This window comes from Portibacter marinus, assembly GCF_021533195.1.
Taxonomy (GTDB): domain Bacteria; phylum Bacteroidota; class Bacteroidia; order Chitinophagales; family Saprospiraceae; genus Portibacter; species Portibacter marinus.
Genome location: NZ_JAJNKB010000002.1, coordinates 649,154 through 673,054 on the forward strand (window position 1 = coordinate 649,154; position 23,901 = coordinate 673,054).

The 23,901-nt window shown below is 39.6% G+C and carries 16 protein-coding genes; 7 read left to right on the forward strand and 9 right to left on the reverse strand.

Annotated features, from left to right (window positions below; translation table 11 throughout):
• Positions 1-6: 6 nt before the first annotated feature.
• From L2567_RS06865 to L2567_RS06880, 4 genes are read right to left on the reverse strand one after another with little or no spacing between them, the layout of a single operon-like run.
• Positions 7-1,323, reverse strand: a complete 1,317-nt coding sequence (locus tag L2567_RS06865) for a glycosyltransferase family 2 protein (protein ID WP_235297009.1) — start codon at positions 1,321-1,323, stop codon at positions 7-9.
• A 10-nt stretch (positions 1,324-1,333) separates the two neighbouring features.
• The gene (locus L2567_RS06870) at positions 1,334-2,689 is read right to left on the reverse strand and encodes a TackOD1 domain-containing metal-binding protein (RefSeq protein ID WP_235297010.1); all 1,356 of its coding nucleotides are present in this window, start codon (positions 2,687-2,689) and stop codon (positions 1,334-1,336) included.
• Positions 2,690-2,694: 5 nt separating this feature from the next.
• Entirely contained in the window at positions 2,695-3,744 is a 1,050-nt protein-coding gene (locus L2567_RS06875; protein ID WP_235297011.1) for an HlyD family secretion protein, read from the reverse strand.
• Entirely contained in the window at positions 3,741-5,351 is a 1,611-nt protein-coding gene (locus tag L2567_RS06880; protein ID WP_235297012.1) for a hypothetical protein, read from the reverse strand. The genes L2567_RS06875 and L2567_RS06880 overlap by 4 nt, the downstream gene beginning before the upstream one ends.
• 141 nt (positions 5,352-5,492) lie before the next feature.
• On the opposite strand from L2567_RS06880, the gene kdsA reads away from it, so the two are divergent.
• The 3 genes from kdsA to L2567_RS06895 are packed head-to-tail and all read left to right on the forward strand — an operon-like array spanning position 5,493 to position 8,316.
• Entirely contained in the window at positions 5,493-6,305 is an 813-nt protein-coding gene (gene kdsA / locus L2567_RS06885; RefSeq protein ID WP_406626664.1) for a 3-deoxy-8-phosphooctulonate synthase, read from the forward strand.
• A gap of 4 nt (positions 6,306-6,309) precedes the next feature.
• Positions 6,310-7,872 carry an NAD(P)/FAD-dependent oxidoreductase gene (locus L2567_RS06890; protein WP_235297014.1) on the forward strand — a complete coding sequence of 521 codons (1,563 nt, stop codon included), beginning with the start codon at positions 6,310-6,312 and terminating at the stop codon, positions 7,870-7,872.
• Positions 7,873-7,899: 27 nt separating this feature from the next.
• A complete protein-coding gene (locus L2567_RS06895) occupies positions 7,900-8,316 on the forward strand; it encodes a DoxX family protein (RefSeq protein WP_235297015.1) in 417 nt (138 codons plus the stop codon).
• A gap of 5 nt (positions 8,317-8,321) precedes the next feature.
• Here L2567_RS06895 and L2567_RS06900 read toward each other — a convergent pair whose 3' ends face one another.
• Genes L2567_RS06900 through ggt form a run of 3 tightly spaced genes read right to left on the reverse strand, consistent with a single transcriptional unit; the run spans position 8,322 to position 11,943 of the window.
• On the reverse strand, positions 8,322-9,158 hold the full coding sequence (locus tag L2567_RS06900; RefSeq protein ID WP_235297016.1) for an ion transporter: 837 nt from the start codon (positions 9,156-9,158) through the stop codon (positions 8,322-8,324).
• Positions 9,159-9,189: 31 nt separating this feature from the next.
• Entirely contained in the window at positions 9,190-10,221 is a 1,032-nt protein-coding gene (locus L2567_RS06905) for a hypothetical protein (protein ID WP_235297017.1), read from the reverse strand.
• Between the two features lie 9 nt (positions 10,222-10,230).
• Positions 10,231-11,943 carry a gamma-glutamyltransferase gene (ggt, locus tag L2567_RS06910; RefSeq protein ID WP_235297018.1) on the reverse strand — a complete coding sequence of 571 codons (1,713 nt, stop codon included), beginning with the start codon at positions 11,941-11,943 and terminating at the stop codon, positions 10,231-10,233.
• Between the two features lie 103 nt (positions 11,944-12,046).
• Here ggt and L2567_RS06915 point away from each other — a divergent pair, with 103 nt between their 5' ends.
• The gene (locus L2567_RS06915; protein WP_235297019.1) at positions 12,047-13,150 is read left to right on the forward strand and encodes a putative type IX sorting system protein PorV2; all 1,104 of its coding nucleotides are present in this window, start codon (positions 12,047-12,049) and stop codon (positions 13,148-13,150) included.
• On the opposite strand, the gene L2567_RS06920 is transcribed toward L2567_RS06915, so the two are convergent.
• Entirely contained in the window at positions 13,147-13,785 is a 639-nt protein-coding gene (locus tag L2567_RS06920) for an LON peptidase substrate-binding domain-containing protein (RefSeq protein WP_235297020.1), read from the reverse strand. The genes L2567_RS06915 and L2567_RS06920 overlap by 4 nt on opposite strands.
• Positions 13,786-13,882: 97 nt before the next feature.
• Here L2567_RS06920 and L2567_RS06925 point away from each other — a divergent pair, with 97 nt between their 5' ends.
• On the forward strand, positions 13,883-15,178 hold the full coding sequence (locus L2567_RS06925; RefSeq protein WP_235297021.1) for an NAD(P)/FAD-dependent oxidoreductase: 1,296 nt from the start codon (positions 13,883-13,885) through the stop codon (positions 15,176-15,178).
• A 287-nt stretch (positions 15,179-15,465) separates the two neighbouring features.
• On the opposite strand, the gene sppA is transcribed toward L2567_RS06925, so the two are convergent.
• Positions 15,466-17,175 carry a signal peptide peptidase SppA gene (sppA, locus tag L2567_RS06930; RefSeq protein WP_235297022.1) on the reverse strand — a complete coding sequence of 570 codons (1,710 nt, stop codon included), beginning with the start codon at positions 17,173-17,175 and terminating at the stop codon, positions 15,466-15,468.
• A gap of 159 nt (positions 17,176-17,334) precedes the next feature.
• Between sppA and L2567_RS06935 the strand changes: the two genes are divergently transcribed.
• Positions 17,335-22,833 carry a choice-of-anchor L domain-containing protein gene (locus L2567_RS06935; RefSeq protein ID WP_235297023.1) on the forward strand — a complete coding sequence of 1,833 codons (5,499 nt, stop codon included), beginning with the start codon at positions 17,335-17,337 and terminating at the stop codon, positions 22,831-22,833.
• Positions 22,833-23,900: a PorP/SprF family type IX secretion system membrane protein gene (locus L2567_RS06940; protein ID WP_235297024.1), complete on the forward strand. Its 1,068-nt coding sequence runs from the start codon at positions 22,833-22,835 to the stop codon at positions 23,898-23,900. Before L2567_RS06935 ends, L2567_RS06940 begins: the two co-directional genes overlap by 1 nt.
• The last annotated feature ends 1 nt before the right edge of the window (position 23,901 follow it).

Below are 23,901 nucleotides of genomic sequence, written 5' to 3' on the forward strand. Positions count from 1 at the left end.
ACAAATTTAGAATCCATTCAATCTGGCTTGACGACTACTTTTGACAGGATTCCAGGGATCTTCATACGATTTATAAAAGAATAATTCCTGGAAGTAGGCTCTCGTCCTCACAAACCTTAAGAAAAAGCCATTGTACAGCGTCATAAATGGAACGAATAACCAAAGGTACAGCTCTTCCTTCTTACGCTCTGAATAAAGATATATGATAATCATTTGAATATATCCGGTACAGATATAGAGGGCTAGATTCATCATGAGTACATAATAAAGCTGATCATGAAAATTCAAAACCAGATCCACCAGATAAATCCACCAGAGCACATCCAAAACCAGATTATAGAATACATTTTCAAACAAGGCAAAGAACGTCAGCCATTTAAAATTCGCATGTGGCCGGTAAACGTCAGCATGCTTTCTAAGCCTAAATCTCACCAAAGACTTATTCCAACGTAATCGTTGTTTTGCAAGAATTTTAAAATTAATGGGAGCGCTGGTCAGACATACTGCAGAAGGCTCAAAGACGGTTTTATATCCTGACTTTCTGATTTTTACAGTGATATCACCATCCAGACCGGGACCTATATCCCAATAGCCCACTTGCTCCAGTACATCCTTTCTGAAAGCGCCGAATGCTCCGGAAATAATTTTGTAAATTCCTATGTATGAAGTAGAGATTCGCCCTACTGAGATCGTTTTCAGGTACTCTATGGCCTGGAGTTTAGTGGCCAATGAAGTCCGGTAATTTCTGACCTTCACATTACCACCGATCGCACCGATCTGATCATCCATAAAAAAAGGGATGACGATATTTTCTATGGCATCGCAGTCAAAGGAACAGTCCGCATCCAGATGCACGATGTATTTGCCTTTAGTATATCGAACAGCAAGATTTGCAGCTGAAGCTTTTCCTCCTCTGACTTCGTTTCTGAGAAAAAGATCTATCATTCCTAGCTGCTCCAGGTTGCGACCAATGATAGGTGTATCATCATCAGAGCCGTCGTCAACGATTATCAGCTCGAAGTTTTTGTAGGTCTGTTCATTTAATGACTTCACCAATTTATACAGATGTTTTCCTTCGTTCTTGCCTGGAACTACAATACTAAGCAATGGATTTTCAGCGCGAAGCCTGCTTTTGGCCTCTTGCCATCTTATACGGTATTCTTTTTTATTAAGTGATTTTAAAAAGTAAACTACATAGTCCAGAAGAATGTATCTGGTCAACTCAAAAAGGATGAAATACCAGAAAACCCTGATAAATTTATCAAGCCCACTTTCCAGCCAGAAATTTAAGAATTCAGGTATAAGATTACTTAGGAGTTCCATATGGGTAAGCCTAAAGCTTTCTCAAGTCTCCTGAGACAATTTGTTGTCCACTACGCATATTGTCTGTTAACAATTTGTTGAGATTATCCAATACCAAGGTGTATAGATTAAATGCCTCTGGTTGCTTACAATCTGGCAAGAGAATATGGTAATGACCTGCATTTTTTGCTGAAAGAATATCTATGGGTCTAAGATAAGTTCGCATAATTTTCAGCACTTCATCTTTCAACTGATTTCGAAAATCTTCTGAAAGTGCTGAAAATACGTTTTCGTCCACGATAATTTCACATGCGAAGGAAGAGCTATCTTTTCGATTACCTGACCTGATCTTTTCTTGCTCCATCAAAAGGTTGTAAATAGGTATTGGCACTATGCTCAGATCATTCAGTATTTCTTCAGATGGCTCATTGCCTAAATTCTTATCAAGAATCCAGTCGGCGCCTTCACTTGTTAGATTATATTTATTGATGGCAATCGTTTGTAATTGAGGTAAAGTATTGTCTTCTCCACAATCGACACATTTGGCTTTCATCTGTGTCTCTTGTGAGCTGTGTGCACAAGAATTACAACTGGCCACCTCAGCAGGTTTGTCATAGTCTATTCCAATATGTTTTAGCTGTTTATCACATTTAGGACAAATCAAGTGGTCCCCATTTTTAAAATCTGATTCGGGACCTATGTAGGCACATCGAAAATGATGAACGAGGTTTTCATAATCCAGGTCAATTGATGAGCACTTGCTACAAGCTTCATGAAAATTCAGATAGCTGCTTTGGCAAGTATGACAGAGATTTACTCTATCTTCTAAAACAGTTGAAAGAGAACCTTTACCGGTAAACTTGTCCAGCCGGGATTTAATATGAACAAGATCTTTATCAGATACCACAGAACTTAAAAAAGGAAAGTGGTAACCAATAGAGGAGGATCGATCTCTGTAAGGATACAAACCAGTTTCCCTGGTGTAGGCATATTGTAGAGATTTAACGATCATTCTGTCGTTATAGTCCTGAATAATAGAGACATCATTTTGTATATGCTTAATGCGCTCTCTAATTTCAGTACCCGCACTGCTATTCAGCGGATTAATACCTTCCATGATATAGCCATCAACTTCCTGCCCTAATTTCTTAAAGAGTTTTCTTGAATCCAGATAAATGGGTTTCAAATAAATCTCAGGATCATTCTTGGACCGGATTTGGTACAGAATTTTTCTGACGCTTATATGGTCATTGTTTTTGATGACAATGCCATCGATAGCATGGAGGTTGATAAGATTGACACTTAGAGGATCTGATACCACTTTTAGGTGTAAGTGGTCATAACTCAGATCTTTAATGCCAGCGGTTTGAATGTTTTTAAGAATCATAAGGCTTAAAGTTTATATCTGTTTTTTGATACCAAGACATTCATCTTGTAATAACTCATTAAGGACTTATGGGTGTTTTCTACCATTTTAACCTCAGCAACGATGTTTCGCTCTGTAGGCTCGTACTTTTTCTGGAATTCCTCGGGTAAGGCGTACGTGGCAATATGAAAGTTAGTAATGACTCCTTTGGAGCTTGTTTTATCAGGATAATTGATATCCACAAGGTCACCCTCGTGTAGGTATTTCATGTCAGAAGGGTCGAAGAAAGCCTTAATTTTGACGTCTTTTACTCTGTGAATGGTGAGCATTTCGTCCTTTCTATAACAGATTTCATTCTCATTATAATGAATCTGCCCAATGACACCATCGATCTGAGCGACGTAATAATGGCTTTCCTCGATAAGTTCCTTTTTCCGCGTTTCTATTCTTTTGTAATTGGAATTTTCTATGTTCAGTCGATAGAGTAATTTATTCAGGTAGGCTACTTCCTCTGCAATAGCTGCTTCCTGTGCTTCCAATCTATTGACTTGAATGGACAATTCCTCATATTCATTTCTGTCATTGTAGGAGCCAAGAAGGATCAGCTCTTTCTTTGTCTTTTGTAAGCTCTTACGCATTTCAAGCTGCCTCAATATTTCATCTCTCTCAATTTTCTTAAGCTCAATTTGCTTTTGAGTAGAAATCCGTTCTCTTAGTATCCATTCTATGGGTTTGTCAATATTAATTTCACTTGTCGAGAGCTGGTCTTCCACAGGAATGGTATATTTAAAAAGAGTATCTCCTTTTTCAACTTCTTCACCTTCACTTACATATAGACCATGTATTTTAATATCGGAGGGGAAGTGGACCATTTGTTTTTTAAGTTCAAGTTGCGCATCAGCCTGTATCACCGCTAGTTTAATGTACGCCTGGATACCTATATAGCTTAACAGACCAAAAGCAATCACAAGAAAGCTGATTCGCTGCCATTTAATTTTTCGCTTGTTCCCTTTTTTCGGCGGCTCCTTCAGGGTGGTAAGGATCGTCGGTTGGGTTCTTAGTTGAAACGCTCTCATTTATCCTTTAATACTAGGCTGTCGATATCGACCAGTCTGTTTATGTCATGAATTTCGAATATTGTGTTAGGGTAATGATGATAATAGTCGTCTATCCACTCTTCCATTTCCATTCTAGAATGAAAGTTTTCCACAGGTACTTCTACCAGGTTTTTACCAAAGAAAGCCTCGCGACCGGTGTAAACCTTAATACCTGCTTTTCCTAATTTTTGTGCAAAATCAAGGTTTTGAGAGATTCTTCCCTCAAATATGACATTGTACATTTCATTTTTCTTGAGATATTCTACCAAAATGGAAGTCTTTAACTCAGATTCGTAAGCTGAATGTAACACAGCGACTCGCTCTCCTCTTAATTTTTTGCGCATATCCAGAATGTCCCGTATCTTTATAAAAGGCAGAATGCTTTCTACGCCGGAAGTGAAATACACTTTCAATAATAGTAAATACAATTGTTGTTTGATCTCCAGTAGTTCATATCCTACACTGATTTCTTCAAGTTCTATATTCAATTCCCGGAGATCTGACTGTGGATCTTTATGATTAACCATCCTGACTACGCGGTCAACCCTCTTGTGCTCTTTTAGTTGACGAAGCTTATACATGAAGCGGGTATATAATCTTAATTTAGAATGATACGCTAAGAGATGGTTGCTCAGCTCTTTTTGTTGATTAAAATTCTTTTCCTCATTTTTCTGAATGTCCACCTGATTCCTCAAGTCATTAAGGCGTGCTCTCTCGTTTTTTCTGTTAACCAAACCCGTTGAAAACCTGATACCGAACCCATTGTAAAGATATCGATTGCTGCCTGCTGATTGAAGTGGTCTCCAGTATATGTTGTTGTAGACAGCCAGTCTTTTTTGTCTATGAAGTCTATCTTCAATCTCATTTTTTTGAAGATTTAGTTCCTGAATCTTAAGAAAACCCGTATCAGGAATTTGATAACTGAGAAGGTCTTCCACAAGAACATCAACTATAGGCAGTTGGTTAGGATTTAATTCCGGTGCTTGCTGAGGGTTTGTTTTTTTATAATGAATGTTGTAGTTGTCAATGGAAAGTAAAAGGATGGTCAATTCATCTGCTTTATCGTATATGGCCAGCAGATCTTGATATTCTGCAGCATGGTTGTGATAAAGAGCCTCATATCTTTTGGCAAGCGTGTTCAAAAGATGGGATTTTTCTCTCAGAAATCGAAGTTTCTCCTTGTTGAAGCAATAAATGATGTGATTGTATATAAATGCATAATTGTTTTTTAAAGATTCATCATCTAATTCGCATTCTTTAATTTTCTTTTTAATATCAAGTAATTCGGCTGTGACTTTGCGATCCATAAAACCTTCGTCCAATAGATTCCACTCCAAACCTGCTTTTACTCTGAAGATATTACCTTGCTCCAGATCTCCGAACTCATTTGTTCCAGCACTGGAACTTACCCTTAGACCTTTATCTTTAAGGACATAATCTCTTTCTGTTTCCAGTATTTGAATTTGTAATGAGTCAGAAGTGGTGAAACTATGTTGTAATAACTTATCGAAAGATTCAAGTCCCTGTGCAGAAAGCAGTTGTCCAATGAGGACATAAAAGAGTGTACGAATAATGGCAGGTACCATTTCAAAAGGTGTCAGGTAAATAAATTAGTGGTTAATTGCATAAAGGACAACGATAATTCCAGTTCCCCTACAGTTGCGGCCAAATTTCTTTATATAATAACTTATATTTGAGCCTTTCGATAAGCACATTTTATGACTCATTTGATTAAAAAATTGGCGCAATCGCCATCCGGTAATTTTTTTCTAATTGCCGGCCCATGCGTTGTAGAATCTAAGGATTTGTGTTATGAAGTAGCAGAAAGAGTCAATAATCTATGCATAAATTATAATATTCCTTATGTATTCAAAGCATCTTACAGAAAGGCAAATCGCAGCAGATTAGATTCTTTCACCGGTATTGGTGATGCGGAAGCACTTTCTGTTTTAAGTTCTGTGAAAAATCATTTCAAAATTCCTGTAACCACTGATATCCACAAAGATGAAGAAGCTGCCGCAGCCGCTGAACACGTGGATATTTTACAAATTCCGGCTTTCTTGTGTCGTCAAACCTCGCTTTTGGAAGCAGCAGCTGCAACCGGTAAGGTTGTCAATATTAAAAAAGGGCAATTTTTAAGCCACGGCGCCATGAAGCATGCCATGAATAAGGTCATTGAGTCTGGAAACGAACATGTAATGCTTACAGAACGGGGGAATAGTTTTGGATATTCAGATTTGGTGGTCGATTTTGTTGGCCTCAATGAAATGACTTCATTTTGCAATGCTGTTGTTCTTGACTGCACCCATTCTTTACAAAAACCCAATCAAAACTCGGGAGTTACTGGTGGAAAACCTGAATATATTGAAACCATGGCTAAATGTGGAATCGCAGCCGGAGCAGATGGACTGTTTATAGAAACCCATCCCAATCCTTCAGTCGCCTTATCAGACGGCGCCAACATGTTGCAGCTGGATCAATTAGAGCCCTTATTAGAAAAATTAGTGAAGTTACGTTCAGCCCTCAGGTCAAACCCTTGATCATATGATTAAAGTCGTAGAGATAAAAATACTGCCGGATGATCTACACAATGAGGAAAAATTAAGGTCATTAGTATTGAATAAAGTCAAGGTGGATCATTTCAGGATAAAGGCTATTTTGCTTGACAAGAAATCCATAGATGCAAGGGGTAGGGGAGCTAAGTATGTTTTGCGATATAATGTATACGTTGATGAGGAACCAAAAGAGGAAGCTTCATTTATTAAAGCATTACCCATAGTGCAGCAAGCCAAGAAGGTACTGATAGTGGGAGCGGGACCTGCTGGATATTTTGCCGCATTAGAAGCGATTGCTCTCGGGCTGAGACCTATTGTTCTGGACAGAGGTAAAGATGTTCGTGCCAGGAGGAGAGATCTGAGAGCCATTCAGCAAGAAGGACTTGTAAATCCTGATTCTAATTATTGCTTTGGTGAAGGTGGAGCCGGAACCTATTCTGATGGTAAGCTATACACTCGATCGCTAAAAAGAGGAAATTACTACCAGGTTTTAAAAATATTGGTAGAACACGGAGCTCCTGCCGAAATCATGATCGATGCACATCCGCACATCGGCTCTAATAAATTGCCGAAGATCGTGGCAGAGCTACGAAAGACCATAGAAAAGTATGGTGGAGAAGTCAAATTTAACACCAGAGTTGTGGATTTCATCATTCAAAATCAACAATTTAAAGGTGTAATTGATTCGGCAGGTCAAAGATACGAAGCTCCAGCTACCATTTTAGCGACCGGACACTCTGCAAGAGATATATTCTACCTACTACACGATAAGGGCATCACAATAGAATCAAAGGATTTTGCAATTGGCGTACGAGTAGAGCATCCCCAATCACTCATTGACGAAATTCAATATGGTCAGAAACATAGACATGAAAATCTTCCGGCTTCTTCCTATAAATTGGTTTCTCAGGTAAAAGATAAGGGTGTCTTTTCATTTTGCATGTGTCCAGGTGGATTGATCGTACCTGCCTCTACATCACCTGGAGAATTGGTAGTCAACGGAATGTCGCTTTCCAGAAGAGATTCCCCTTTTTCAAATTCGGGATTTGTGACAGCTGTGGATCGAAGAGATTACGACCATTCAAAATCTGGAGTATTTGCTGGTTTACAATTTCAAAAGGAATTAGAGCAACGCTTTTTTCAAAGAGGTGATGGTTCGCAAAAAGCTCCAGCACAGAGAATGACGGATTTTGTCCTTAGGAAGGAAAGCCCCAGTCTCAATCCCACAAGCTATATCCCTGGAATATATAGTGCTCCATTACATCAAATGTTACCCATTCACCTTTATGATCGATTAGCACAGGCACTTGAGATCTTTAAATATAAAATGCGTGGTTATTATACAGAAGAAGCGAATCTTGTAGGTTTAGAGTCCAGGACCAGTTCACCCATACGAATCCCTAGAAACAGGCAAACTTTTATGCATGTTGAGATGACTGGGCTTTTTCCTTGCGGTGAAGGAGCCGGTTATGCCGGTGGTATTTTATCTGCTGCCATGGATGGACAAAATGTAGCAAGAAAAGTAGTCGATTATTACAAAGAAATGCTTTAATTGCAGCCTAATTAGTAGTGTAAGCAAATGAAAGATATAGCTGACCTGGTAGGTAGATTTTTTCTATCTTTAATATTCTTCTTTGAAGCCTATGATTCAATAGCTTTTTTCAAGCAAACGAAGAACACTATGACTGTTTATGGATTGACCTGGAATCAAGATTTGCTGCTATATGTCACTATTTTTTTTCTGGTATTGGGCGCCATTCTGGTATTGATCGGATATTATGCTAACCTGGGTGCAGTGATGTTATTACTCTATTTAGTACCTGTAACTTTCATTGTTTTTTCATTCTGGAATGATCCTGTAGAAGTGAAGCGCATTCAATCAATTATGTTCATGAAGAACATCGCCATCATTGGTGGATTACTGATTTTAATTGTCAATGGTGCAGGGAAGTACAGTGTTAAAAGGCTGATTTATACGCTTAGGTTGCCTAAGTAAAATTTTTAAGTATCAAGGCCTCCATTAATTAAATTGCCACAATATTTACAGAAGGTAGCATCGTCATCATGACCACTTCTGCTGCAGTGCATACAAACTTGAGTATTGGTGGGAATGTCTTTTGGATTAATAAGCTCATTGGTCACAATACCTGTTGGAACAGCAATGACCGCATAACCAAGGATCATAACAAAAGCTGCTATGAATTGCCCAAAACTGGTATTGGGAGAAATATCCCCATATCCAACGGTTGTAAGGGTCACAATCGCCCAATAAATACTTCTTGGGATGGAATCGAAATCAGGATTTACCCCGCCTTCTACAAGGTACATCACGGATCCTACAATCACTACTATCATCAGTATGGCAAAGAGAAAGACCAGAATTTTTCTGCTGGATTTGAAAAGGGCTTTGGTGATGTACTCAGCTTCACTGACAAAGGTCACCATTTTAAAAATTCTGAATATTCTCAGTAACCTTATCGCTCTGATTACAATAAGAGATTGCGTTCCGGCAAAGAAAACGGATATATACGTAGGAAGAATTGCCAATAGGTCAATGATGCCGTAGAATGAAGTCGCATACTTCAATGGCTTTAATGTAGAATACAGTCTTAAAATGTACTCGATGGTAAAGAAAATGGTAAATGCCCACTCAAAGTAGTAGAACATATTGGAATAGCGGGCAATAATGCTGGGTACAGATTCTAAAAGGGCCGCTAAGACACTGCCAATAATAAATATTAATAAAGCAACATCAAAAAACTTACCCGCAGGGGTGTCAGCCTCGAAAATGATTTCGTGGATCTTATACCTTAATCGGTTTCTACTCTCTACTGACATCCAATATGTAATGCAAAAATATTTCCAAGTTTTATCGGTGACTTTTCAAAACTTCGCCCATTTCATTGATTAGTTCCATTCCCTCTGCCGTAAAATCCTTTATTTTCTCATTTTCTGCCAGATAAAAAATGGTATAGATGAAGTTGTCCGCCATAATCTCGTCCGGGTGTATAATGTAATTGGTGTTGTCCTTTATCTGCTGAAAAAATGAGTTGGCTGTTTGCAGAGGGACCACTTCTCCTAATTCATAATTACCATCCGTTTTTTCCTCAAGCTGGTAAAGGTTAAACTCGAGGTAATTGAAAAAAGTGGGTTTTGATCTTATATATTGATCATCACTTGCAGTAATCATGGGATAAGCTGGTCCCTCTTCCAATTCTATGAAATAATCAGTGGTTCCATCTGGATTAAGTAACTTTCTGGAACCGGTTGCTCCTAAATTGATTTGCCCATCCACCGGTTTGAAACCAATGAGTGCATACAATTCATTTCTGGTCTCGACATTATATCTCGAAAAGATATGAAAAAACTCATGCAACATGGTCTCAAGAAAACTTTCTCGCATGAAGTTAGTCAACATATCTTGCGGTATGATGATTTTATTTTCTCGGGTATAAAATACGCCGTTACCATAATGATTACCTTTGGTCTTAATCAGTAAAATATCTCTGTCGATCAGGTGTGGATTTACTTTCTTGATCAATTCGTTCAAACTTGAAAAGACACTCGAAACCTTATCCACTTCTTCAGCAGTAAATGAGGCCACATCTGTTCTTAAAAATGCTTTGTATGCATCAATGCAACCTTCTCTTTCTTTACAAAGTGCTGGATCTTTCATCTGTATAGAAACTTCTGTCAATGTGACCCTTTCGAAAAAATCGTCTACATTATCTGTTGCAATGGCTTCTGCTGCTTGCATGCTATCCAACAATAAGGTTTGAAAATCATTGGTCAGAGGGACAGTGTGAGCCGGTGGACTGTCGTAAGTCACTTGTTTGGCCTTACATTGACATAAGACTATTACCAGTAATATCAAAAATAAATAAGTGATTGTTTGCTTCATTGTTTCAGTTTAGTATCCTGCTGCGTGATCATCACCTCTCTTGTCTGCTGCAGCTTTTAGTTTGCCATTAAAATCTACCAAGATAGCCTCAACTCTACCAATGGCCCCACGAGTATTGAATTCATGGCCCATTTCCTTCAGAGCATCAATGGTTTGGTCAGGAAAGGCACCTTTTTCTATCATCAATACATCAGGTTTCCACTGATGGTGAAATCTGGGTGATTGAACAGCACTATTAACATCCATTCCGAATTTCATGACATTTAAGGCCACTTGCAGGACGGAAGTAATGATGGTCGAACCACCTGGAGTTCCTAGAACCAGATGGAGCTGCCCATTCTTCTCAATGATGGTCGGAGTCATGGAACTTAGCATTCGCTTCTCGGGTTCAATTTTATTCGCTTCGGCACCTATCAATCCAAACATATTGGGAACCCCAGGTTTCGCGCTAAAATCATCCATTTCATTATTTAAAAATATGCCTGTACCATCTACAATAACTTTAGAACCATACCCACCATTTAGGGTAGTCGTAATACTGACCGCATTTCCATAAGAATCCACAATTGAAAAGTGGGTTGTTTGTTCACTCTCTTTTAGGCCACCGGCCATCACTTCTTCACTATCCGAGGCTTTTTTATCATCAAAATTCTGCATTCTCATTCGTGCATATTCCGGATCCATCAGCATTTTTAATGGGACTGTGTAGAAATCCATATCGCCCAAATGTTTGGCTCTGTCCGCATAAGCGCGTCTCTCAGCTTCCACTATTAAATGGATGGCTTCTTTACTGTGAAATCCCATTTCAGCTAAATTAAAATCTTCCAGCATTTCCAACATTTGTATCAAGAGGACGCCTCCAGATGAAGGAGGAGGCATTGAGTGTATGGTATACTCATCATACTGCCCAGTAAGGGGCTCGCGCCATTTGGCCTTGTACTTTGCCAGATCTTCAAGAGTAATAATACCATTTCCGCGCTCCATTTCAGCTACTATTGCATCAGCCACCCAACCTCCGTAGAATCCTTCCCGACCATGATCCCGAATGGCTTCGTAAACTTTCGCCAGATCTTCCTGAACTAAAATTTCACCTTTCGCAAAGGATTTAGAGGAGGTAAATTGATTAGGAACCGTATTGGCCTGTGCAAATTTCACCTTATTATTATTCAATCCCTCTGCCTGCGATTCTGTCAATTTAAAACCTTTCCGCGCCAAATCTACAGACGGTTGGACCAACATTTTCCAGTTCTTTAATTTACTGAAGCGCTCAAAGGCAGTATACATGCCATCCACACTTCCAGGAACTCCAACTGCCAGGTGACCCAATTGACTTTTGTTTAAATCGGCCTCACCATTTTCGTCGAGATACATGTCAGAAGTAGCTGCCAGAGGCGCTTTTTCTCTGTAGTCCAGCGTGTACACATCGCCATCAGCTTGTCGATAGACCATAAATCCACCTCCACCAATGTTACCCGCTACCGGATAACAGACATCTAATGCAAACTGAACTGCAATTGCGGCATCCACAGCGTTCCCACCACTTTTCAAAATATCTAGACCTATTTCGGAGGCCAGGTAATGAGCGGAAACTACGGCTGCATCCTCTGCAACTATCGATTTCTTTAGGGGGTAAACGGATTCATCGCTGCTGAGCTTTTTAGTCTTACATGAGCTAACTAAAAGCAAACCTAGAAACAGGAGGTATAAAGAAAATTTTTTCACTTGATATAATATTTTTATAAATGTAACAAAGAAACTCTGACCGTCACACTATATTTGAATTTCCGTACGTTTAAAGTGCAATTCGCTAACCGGTATATTCTTCATGAAGCAATCAACGCTACTTTATCTAATTCCGTGTTTATTTTTGGGACTTTCACAATTGGAAGCTCAGAAATTTGTCAATGAGTTTCTGAACATAGGTGCTGGTGCAAGGGCCCACGGAATGTCAGGAGCAGTCATTGCTTCTACTGCGGACGGGACTGCAGGTATATGGAATCCCGCAGGTCTTACCAATGTAGATGCATCGTTACAAGTAAATGCCATGCACGCTGAATGGTTTGCTGGCGTGGCCAATTATGATTATGGTTCCATAGTAAAGCGTTTTGATGAAGAGAAAAAAGCATACGGTTCGGTTTCCGTTGTTAGATTTGGTGTTGACAATATTCCTTATACACTTAACCTCATTGGTCCGGATGGGAGTGTCAATTACGATAATGTATCCTCCTTTTCAGCAGTGGATTATGCAGTTTTTCTCTCCTACGGAAGATCTATTTTCAGCGATAATTTACGTTTAGGAGGATCGGTCAAAGTAATCAACAGATCAGTTGGGCAATTTGCCAATGCCTGGGGCTTCGGAGTAGATGTGGGACTTAATTATCATCTTAGAAACCTGACATTTGCAGCTATGGCACAGGATGTCACGACCACTTATAATACCTGGAGTTTTAATTTTACAGAGGAAGAAAAAGCCGTATTTGCTGCGACTGGAAATGAAATTGTTACATCGAGCACCGAAATAGCGTTACCTAAGTTGATTCTGGGGGCAGCTTATCATTCTGCGAAAAACCTAGAAGAATCACCTCAATTCGAGTATACGATAGAAGCCAACGTCAGATTTTCAACAGATGGCCGTGCTTCTGGAATCGGAACTGCTAATTTTAATTTGGACCCTGCCATAGGTGCAGAATTAGGATACAAAGGCTTGGTATTTATTAGGGCAGGAATTGGCGACGTTGAGCGAAAGTTGAATGAAATAAACGGTTCCAGAGATTTTTCAATGAAACCAAATGTAGGTCTTGGCTTGAAACTAGGGAGGCTCGGAGTGGATTATGCGTTGACCAATATCGGAGCGCTTGGTCAGGAAAACGGTGCATTATATTCTCACATATTTTCACTTTCTCTTGACTTCAATCCAAAGTCTAATTAAATATTAGGCGGAATGATGTTTCTAAAGTGACCATTCATTTGAACCTTTTTTTCTAACGCATTCATTTCTCGAAGTACAGGGATAATATTTTCCAAATGTTGTATGATGAAATCTTGCCGATCTGTCTCTTTAGGAATGGATAGTAATTTTAATTCATCTCTCAAGGCAAGACCAATATAATGTCCGATCCTATAGCTGTCAAATGCTTCCGCTGAAGATGGTAAAGGCTTGTGCATTTTCAAATACTGGTATAGATTAGCCAGTAAGCCAATGATTTTTTCATTTTTAGATATATCTTTTTTCCTGTCAATATCAAGATAAGTGATATCAGCTCCTGAATAAAGCCTGCTATTCATTCGTGGAATGAAATTTTCTACTTTAAAAACTTTAACACCCTGAATTCTGATATCAAGTTTACCATCTGGATATTTTTTCACCACTTCTTTCAATCTGGCTTCTGTGCCGTAAGTCAAGTCCTCTTTATCAATATAGGTAGGGACTCCAAAATGGGTGCCATTAGCCTCTGCCTCATTCATCATTTGCTTGTAACGAGGTTCAAAAATGTGCAGGTTAATAACCTCATCTGGGAAGATGACCAATTGGAGTGGAAAGACTGGAATTAATGCTGTATTCATATTCTGATAACTTTTTGTAAACCGATAATGTTTAACAAAAGCATTCGAATACAAACAATATAGTGTTATTTTCGATTAAAGATAAAACTAATAGTCGATGCCAGTAAACATTCCGGAAACAGGACAGGAAAGAATTGTAATAGTAGGTGGAGGATTCGGAGGTCTGATGATGGCCCGAAAGCTGGCAAAGTCAGATTACCAGGTCATACTTATTGATAAAAGAAATTATCATCAGTTCCAACCTTTGTTTTATCAGGTGGCGATGGCAGGTTTGGAACCTAGTTCTATATCATTTCCATTCAGAAAGGCTTTTCAGGATCATAAAAACATGTATTTCCGCGTAGGAAAAGTAAATGCTGTTGATACAGGTCGAAAGCAATTGGAGACTGATATAGGTATTGTAAATTATGATCACCTGGTGCTCAGCTATGGTGCAAAAACCAATTTCTTTGGAAATAAGGCTATTGAGGAGCGAGCCTTTACGATAAAGTCTACCACTCAGGCTTTGAACTTACGGAATACTCTCTTAACAGATTATGAGAAGGCAGTGATAGAACGAGATTTTGAGAAAAGACAGTGGTTTTTGGATATCGTCATAGTCGGAGGAGGACCTACAGGAGTGGAAGTGGCAGGTGCATTGGCAGAAATGAAGAAATACATTCTACCAAAGGATTACAAAGAACTTGATGCTAAAGAAGTAGACATTTACTTGTTACAAGGTACCGACCAACTTTTAATGGGCATGGACCCAAAGCATGGAGATACCGCTGAAAGGTATTTAAAACAAAGAGGTGTCATTGTCAAGAAGAATACCAGGGTGGTGGACTATGACGGTGAATATGTCATTACCGCAGATGATGAAAAAATCAAAGCTGGTAAACTGATTTGGGCCGCAGGAGTGACCTGTCATCGAATGGAAGGGCTCAGAGAAGACGCTTTCAATAAGCGGAATAGAATTATGGTGGACGAATACAGCAAGGTTAAAGGATACGATGACATTTATGCTCTGGGAGATGTTGCATGTATGGAAACAGAAGACTTTCCAGATGGTCATCCTCAAGTTGCACAGCCAGCTATTCAACAAGGTAAACAATTGGCCAGGAATTTTATAAGACGTGCGAAAGGCAAGGACTGGGTTAAATTTGAATATCGAGATCTGGGAACGATGGCGACGGTAGGTCGTAACAAAGCTGTAGCAGAAATAGGTGGAATGAAATTTAAAGGATTCTTTGCCTGGTTGGTGTGGTTATTTGTTCATTTGTATGCCTTAATAGGCGCAAAAAACAAATTGATTGTTTTTATAAATTGGATCTGGAACTACTTTACATATGACCAATCTTTAAGGCTTATCATTAATCCCAAAGATCAGGCCGATAGAAATCCTCCCTCATAAATATAAAGGGCTCATCTTGTTGATCATGTCCGGAGCCATAAAAATGAGGGATGAACTAGGTAAATTATAATAGAGATGTTGTGTATTAGGAAGTCTGTGTAATGAAAACTGTTTGCGCAAACAAAAAAGGGTAGGAACTTCGGAAAGAGGTCCGAAATCCTACCCATTAACACACCATGAAAAACTTTATCTTAATAGCTATTCTTTATAGCTTCATTATTATCTTGATACAAATTTGCAATAACTTGTCGTAAAATTACAATTTATTGCCTATTAATCAACTTTTTTTACTGATTTGTGACATTTATAAAATGTGGAACCCGCATCAAAGGAGCTGGTTTTTCCATAAGTTTCTGAAATTCAAGTACTTTATCATTCATCCATTTTATTTGGTATAAATCAGCATTTGCCAGCTTTCCTAAATTATTCTCAATCAGTTCTTGAGTTAGACTTAATTTTTGTTCGGGATATACTTGAGGAGACTTATCTTGAGTAAAGCGATTAACCAATTCATCCAGTGTAAGTAATTCGTCTATTAAATTCTTTTTTAATGCGTCCTGACCATTCCATATCCTTCCCTGCGCGATTTCGTTCACTTCCTCTACATTCATGTCTCTTCCGTTGGCTACCTTTTCGAGGAACAAATCGTATAAACGCTCGGTCTGTGCCTGAAATGATTTTTCCTGTTGATCGGTAAGTTTTACAAGTGGTGTATATGCCAATCCATTCTCAGATCCCAATATCGTATCTACTCCGATTTCTAAATGTTCTGCTAAAAACTGCTCGAATGTGGGCAACATGATGTAGACTCCTATAGAACCAGTCATTGAATTGTCGGTGGCATAAATGGAGTCAGAGGCACAAGCCATATAGTAAGCACCTGATGTAGCATAGGTACCGAAAGATGATAAGACTTTCTTGCCAGCTTCCTTAAGTAATATAACTTCTCTATGAAGCAAATCGGAAGTATATCCATTTCCACCTGGTGAGTCAATTCTCAAAATGACGGTTTTAATCTCATCATCCTCACGTATTTTCTTAAAAATGTCGGAATATTCACCATGAGAAATACCACCTGTTCCTGTATTGTTCCATATAATCTCCCCTTGAGCAAACACCAAGGCAACTTCTTTTGAAGTATTGGGTACAGATCCTTTATATTGATCGAATTTGACAAGCTCCTCACCGTCATATTCGCGGTCAAGAAGATCGATCACTTCATCCCTGTAAATGATGCGGTCTACAATTCCATTGGCTTGCATCACTTCGCTATTGTAATCCTGATACATGTTCAGGATCTTTTCCACTTTTGTCTCTGGTATACCTCTGTTTTGAAATACCCAGGTTACCAAATTACTATGCAGTTGACTAAGGTATGCCCTTAATTGCTCCTGATTATCCAAACTAAAACTGTCTAAACGGTATGGCTCCGTGCTGGACTTGTACTTTCCGGCATAGTAAACATGAAGATCTATGTCCCATTTTTCCAACAGACTATCGAAAAATGGTGAAAAAACTGCATATCCTTTCAAGCTTACACCACCATTAGGATTTAAATAAATCGAATCCGCGAAAGTACTTAACAAGTAGGCGTTTTGCTCATAATAATCAGAATATGCGAAAATCTTTTTTCCTTCTTTTTTGAAGTTTTGTAAAAGGACACTTAATTCGGAAATCATCTGTTGAGACATTTGAACAGTCTTCAATTCCAAGAAAATCGCTTTGATATTAGGATCTTTAGCAGCCGAATTGATCTTCTTTCTTAACTCCCAAAGTGTAAGGCCAGAGCTGCCAAAATTAAAACTAGCGAGATCCAGTCGGTTGCTCTCATAATCGGCAATGGTTCCAGAAAATGGAATATGTAAGATACCAGATTGATTATTCTTGGCTTGCTTTGTGTAGCTACTAACGATAATAAAACCGATAAATATAATCAGTCCAATGGCCACTAGAGTACCTAAACAGGATGCGATAAAACTTTTAAGAAATGATTTCATTGCCTGCAAATGTAAGATTTCAATAATTAGAGGATGCAATTTTTAGACAAATACCTAAGTTTTCACGTTATTCTGTACAGATATTTAAGCTATATTGCTAAAGCTAATTATATAAAATACCATTCATACCTCGTTATATAATTCAAAGAGTGAGTATAAGTGAAACCGGAAAAAATAATACTCCTTCTAATTCTGTTGTCTTCTCCTTTTGTAGGTGTTGTAGCTCAGCTTAACATCACAGACGGGAATACTGCGCCCTATAATCCCAATAACCTAGTTAGAAACATTTTTCTGGGCAGTGGTGTCGAAGTCACCAGTGTACAATATACCGGGGATGATCGACAAGTCGGTTTTTTCTCAGGTGGCCAGGATAGAATCGGTGTTGAAAGGGGTATTCTATTGTCAACTGGATTTGCAAAATCAGTAAGTACCCTCAATGAGACAACCAATGATAATGGAGATCAAGTGCCTGGGCAAGGCATTTCTGATCCGGACTTACAAGCCATCGCCGGTGACGTGGTAAATGACGTCGCACTTTATACGATCAAGTTTATTCCGGCCGCGGATACGCTCAGATTTAGATATGTTTTTTCCTCTGAAGAATATCCAGAGTACATTTGTGAGATCAACGATGTATTTGGTTTTTTCATTTCTGGTCCAAAGCCAGATGGTGGATTCTATAACTCCAGAAACATTGCAATCATACCTGATCCATCCGATCCATCCGGATTAACATTTACCAATACACCAGTTGCCATTAACAATGTGCATGGCGGTGATTCGGGTTGTCCAGCACAATTTCCGGAATATTATAATGAGGTATCGGTTGGAGAGCAATTTTATCAAATGAATGCCTACCTAGATGTCTTCACAGCTGAAGCGATCGTCGTTCCGTGCGAAGAATACACCATAAAATTGGGTGTAGCGGATGCCAATGATCAAATTCTAAACTCAGTCGTTTTTCTGGAAGCAAAAAGTTTTGGGACTGGGACTCTGGAGGTAAATTTAAACTCTTTAAGTGTCGATGGTAGCCTGGCAGAGGGATGTGGTACAGGTGTCCTTGAATTTTCTCTGCCGCGAGCTGTAGATAGCGACTATATCATAGATATTGAACTTTTTGATCCACCTAATGCTGCTACTCCAGATGTAGATTATCCTGCCCTTCCTGATCAACTAATCATTCCTGCGGGAAGTAAAAGCGTTACGATACCACTTGAGGCCTATTTAGATGCTGAGTCAGAGATGGATGAAATCATTTCATTCGAAATTCAGGTAGACCTTTGTAATCGAAAGAAGTTTGAAATATTAATTCGCGATGATGATTTGTTTGCCCCTATCTTACCGGGCGATACAACTATTTGTAGTGGAGAAGATTATATGATTCAATCAGAATTGGATCCTAATTTTAATTTGCCTCCAGATCCATTTTTTCAATCCAGCGACGAATTGACCATTTCGCCTGAAAATGAACCCATCTATTCAGATATTATGGTAAGCGGAGTTTTGCCTACCATCTTAAGACCTAATATCATTGAAAGTGTATGCATTCAAGGATTAGAGCATCGTGATCTGACTGACTTTGATATTTACCTTATAGCACCGGGTGGACAAATATTGGAATTGAGTACAGATAATGGATTCAAAACCAATAATTTCGCCGATGTGGATCGGTATGAAAATACTTGCTTTACGCCATTTGCAACAACTAATATTAACAATGGGGAAAATCTGGCAGGACCTATCTTTGAAGATAATCCGACATATACTGGCGATTTTCTTCCGGAAGGGGTCTGGTCAGATCTATGGGATGGCGAAAATCCAACCAATGGTATTTGGAGACTCTTGGTTATAGACGATTTCGCAGGTTCAGTTGGTGTATTGGAAGGCTGGTCAATTACTTTCAGGTCATTCTATGGATTAACGTATGAATGGTCTTCAAACCCCAACTCCACACTGTGTGAAAATTGCGAAGATATTACAGTCCGGCCATCGGAAGAAACTGAATATACCTTAAAAATCATTGATTCCTATGGATGTGAGAGGTCAGCATCTACAAATGTAAGTGTTGATCCGAGTCTTGGGTCGCCTTCAGCTTCTTGTGGAATGGTTTCTGAAAACAGCATCGAAATTTTGTGGAATGCTGTTGTAAACAGTCAGGGATATGAGGTTAGAATCGATGAAGGTCAATGGGTTAGCGTCTCAGATTTAAGTTATACGTTCACCACTTTGAGCAGTAGTACTGATTTTGAAATAGAAGTGCGTGCCGTGGGTCCCGTTTGTAATTCCATAGTGAATGGTATCGAGTGCAGGACATTAGATTGTACCCAACCTGCAGTTGTCATCGATATAATAAAAGAGAGCTCATGTTCCTCCAGCAGTGATGGGGAGGTATTGATTCAGGCGACTGGTAACGGACCATTCATGTATGAAATCAATGGATTGGCAAATAGTAATGGCGCATTTTTCAATGTACCCAATGGAAAAAACGATTATTCCGTTACCGATGCCACCGGGTGTACACTTTCCGGTGACTTCGAAATGGGAGGGCCTTCACCATTTGATATCAATGCTGGCTTTCAGTTGAGCGATCCTTGTAATGTACAGAGCGCCATCCGGGGTACAGTAAATGTACAGGGTGGAAATCCTCCTTATCAATATCAATGGTCTTCCGGAAGCACAGACAAAAATGCACCAAATTTGACGCCCGGCCTATGGTTTGTCACCATTTCAGATGATAACGGCTGCGATACCATAGCAGAGTTGGCCATTCCTCAACTGGAAATACTGGCTTATCAGATCTCTTCTGAACCTCCATTGTGTAGAGGTGATCAAGATGGAAAAGCTGCTGTTGAAATTCTTTCGGGTAGCGGCCCATTTACCTATCTCTGGGAAGATGGCACTTCTGAAGACTTCCACAATAATCTGACGGCTGGAACATATGTAGTGACGGTCACAGACGCATTGGGATGTAGTGACAGTCAACTTTTCACAGTAGATCAGGGACCAACTATTGATCTGATGATCAATACGACAGATGCTTCCTGTCTGGGACAAGAAGATGGAACGGCGACGGTCACTGCAAATGGGGGGATGTCACCGTATTCATTTATATGGAGTGCAGGAAATTCTTTAGAGAATGAGAACACGGGTTTAGGTGCCGGCACCTATCAAGTGACGGTATCTGATATCAATGGTTGCACTACTGAACAACCTTTTATGATCGAAGAGCCAGAAGGAATTTCATATCAGTCAGCAATAGTAGATAATGAATGTTTTGGCGCCAGTCAAGGAGCTATTTCACTAAGTAATCTGATAAGCCCAAATGGAAGTGTTGATGTTTTTTGGGAGGATGGTACAATGGGTATAAACAGGGAGAATTTGCCTAGCGGAACATATTGTTTTACACTAAGTGACGGTTCAGTTTGCGATTTCACAGATTGTCTTGTTGTCAATGCTCCGCCAGAAATCATAGCCAATCCAATCATATCTGATCCAAGTTGTGAGAATTCGCTGGATGGCTCTATTGAATTGAATACAGAGGGTGGTATGGCACCTTATAACTACAATTGGACAGGACCGGATGGGAGTTTGCCATCTACACCGAACATTTCCGATCTGCGGGCTGGCGAATACTTCGTCACCATTACTGATGATGTCGGTTGTACTGTGGAATTTGACTATACCATAGATCCATCCAATCCCATAGATGTAGAGAGTACGGTAATACCGGTTGCATGTTTTGGAGAGACCAGCGGTCAGATTTTGTTTGCTGCATCAGGAGGGAATTCACCATTTAGCTATGAATGGCTAGGGCCTGCTGGATTTGAAGCAACAACGAACAATATTCAAGGTGTAGAAGCAGGCGTGTACACCGTGAGATATACCGATAATTCTGGTTGTTCAGAAACACAAGATTTTGTGATCACTCAACCTGATACTCCATTACGGACGAATTTGTCCCCTGGAGACGAAGTTTGCTTCGGAAGCAACGATGGAAGCTTATCGGTAGCCCCCCAGGGTGGTTCCCCGCCATATGAAATCCAATGGAGTAACAATGCGCAAGGAATGAACCTAAATAATCTTTCACCTGGAATGTACATGGTCACTGTTTCTGACGCTAAAGGTTGCGAGGTAATTGAAAGTGCTGAGGTAGCAGAAATTGCTGAGATTAAATTGACACTTGAGCAAAATCCGGCGAGCTGTTTTGAAGCATCAGACGGGTCTGCAAGCATTGCTAATGTGAAATATGGAGAAGATCAGGAAGATTTATCCTCATTTTCATATGTATGGAGTACGGATCCTGAGCAAGTCGGATTAGAAGTTTTAGCACTGGAGGGAGGGCAAGAATATTTTGTGACGGCCACCGATCAAAGAGGTTGTCAAGGTGAAGCAAGTATCCTTATTGGGAACCCTGATCAGGTGAATGCGATTGTGGATTCTATTAAAAATATCAGCTGCTTTGGAGGTAATGATGGTAGCATTAGAATCAATGGCAAAGGAGGAACGGGTGCTTACACTTATAATTGGGAAAGTAGGTTGAATAAACCTATGACTAATCAAATCGACTCTTTATCCAGAGGAAACTACAAGGTTACTATTACAGATGAAAACGGGTGCTCTGGAGAGGGTGCGTTCAGTGTTGAAGAACCCAGACCACTTAATCTTAACTTTAACACCTTCGACGTCAGTTGTTTTGAAGGCAGTGATGGCAGAACGGAAGCTTTAGTGGTTGGTGGAACAATTCCTTATGAATATGAATGGTCGAATGGTCAATCAAGTGTAGCCGTTGAGAATACTGCTTCTGATTGGTATATAGTAACCATTACAGATGCCAATGGATGTCAGATTATTGATTCCACATTAATTGGTCGGCCGGCCGAACCTATAACCGCTAGTTTTGATCAGAGTGAAGTGACCTGTCACGGAGGCAGAGACGGCAGAATTGCCGTCGAAGCATCTGGTGGTTCAGGATTTTATAGGTATAGCATCGATGGAAATGATTTCAGTTCCAATGGAATATTTACGAATTTAGTAGCTGGTGAATACACCGTATATGTCAACGATTTCAAGGGGTGCATCGATACTTTCACAGATGTTTATGTTACCGAACCTAATAAATTGATAGTCGACCTTGGAGAAGATCTGGTCATTCCATTTGGAAATACAATACAATTAAGTCCACAAATCTTTAATGCGGATGGACCATTGTCATATAGATGGAGTTCGGTTAATCTTGACTTACTCAGTTGTAATATTTGCCTTGAACCCATATTTGATGGCCAACGCGAATCTACTTTTGAGTTGACCATTACAGATGAAAGCGGCTGTACAAGCAGTGATCTGATCAATATTAGGCTGGAAAATTTCAGTCCTTTATATGTTCCGACTGCCTTCACTCCTAATGATGATGGAGAGAACGATGTTTTGGAGTTATTTGGTCAGGGTATATCGATCATCAATCGCTTTAACATATATGATCGCTGGGGTGAATTGGTATATGCCATCGAAGAGGAGCCGATAGATGATGCATTAGAAACCTGGGATGGCATATTTAAGGGAGAAAAAGCGGGAAGTGGACTTTACTTTTGGTTTGCGGAAGTGGTATTTGAAAATGGGTTCAAAGAAGATTTTAACGGGAATGTGACTTTATTAAGGTAATGAAAAAAAGGATACTACATATAATCTTTATCCTTCTAGCGGTTGCTTGCAGTCATGCACAAGATCCTCTGTTTTCGCAGTTTATGCAAAATAAAAACTTACTTAATCCATCGCTGCTCTCTGCCCAAAGCCCATTAGTAAGTGCAAAAATGAGTTTTAGAGAACAAGGTGCCTCATTTTCAGATGGCCTACCACTTAGAACTTTTCAGGCACTAGTGAATCTATCACATACCAGCTTTAAATCGGACAAATTTAGCTATGGACTTTCGGTACTAGGTGATAAGGGTGGAACCGGACATGTGGGATCGAATATGGCTCATCTAAATTTTGCCTACCTTAAAAAGCTTACAGGTCAGTATAGCAAAGTCGGTGAACACTACTTAGGAGTTGGAGTGACCGCAGGTTCAGGTCAAAGGGCAGTAGGATGGGATCGTTTTTGGTTTGGCAATCAGTTCGATCGAACCTTTAATTATATTGATACAGATAGAGATCCGAAAGAACCTGGCTTGCAGGGCATGAAGGGCAGAACTGGTCTTTTTGCTGATGTCAATGTTGGAGTTCATTGGTATGGAAATTTGAATGACGATCTGGCAGTTCAGGCAGGACTATCCTTTTATCATTTGAATCGCCCTAATATTGCATTATTTGAAGGGGCCGTAGAAAGGCTCCCTGTCAGATACAATGCACACATAAATGCCGCGAAAGGATTGTGGGAAGGGGTGACCATCGTGCAGCAGATCTTATATGTCAGACAGAGTGTAGCTCATCAATTGCTTATCGGAGCAGATCTGCAAATGGACAATCTGGATGCATCTGAAGTTGTATTGAGCTTAGGAGTAATAGGTAGATTTGTAGCCCAACAAGAGATAAGTACTATGGATGCTGTCATTTTGACTTTCAATACGGAGTATAATAATATTCGCTTTGGACTGGCTTACGATATTACAGTATCATCTTTAGCAAAGTACAGCAACGGTAGAGGAGCATGGGAGATGAATCTGGGATACGCTTTCGGTAAAACCAATAAGACTGGATTCCATAGGGAAAAGCGAAGATTTAGATTATAGC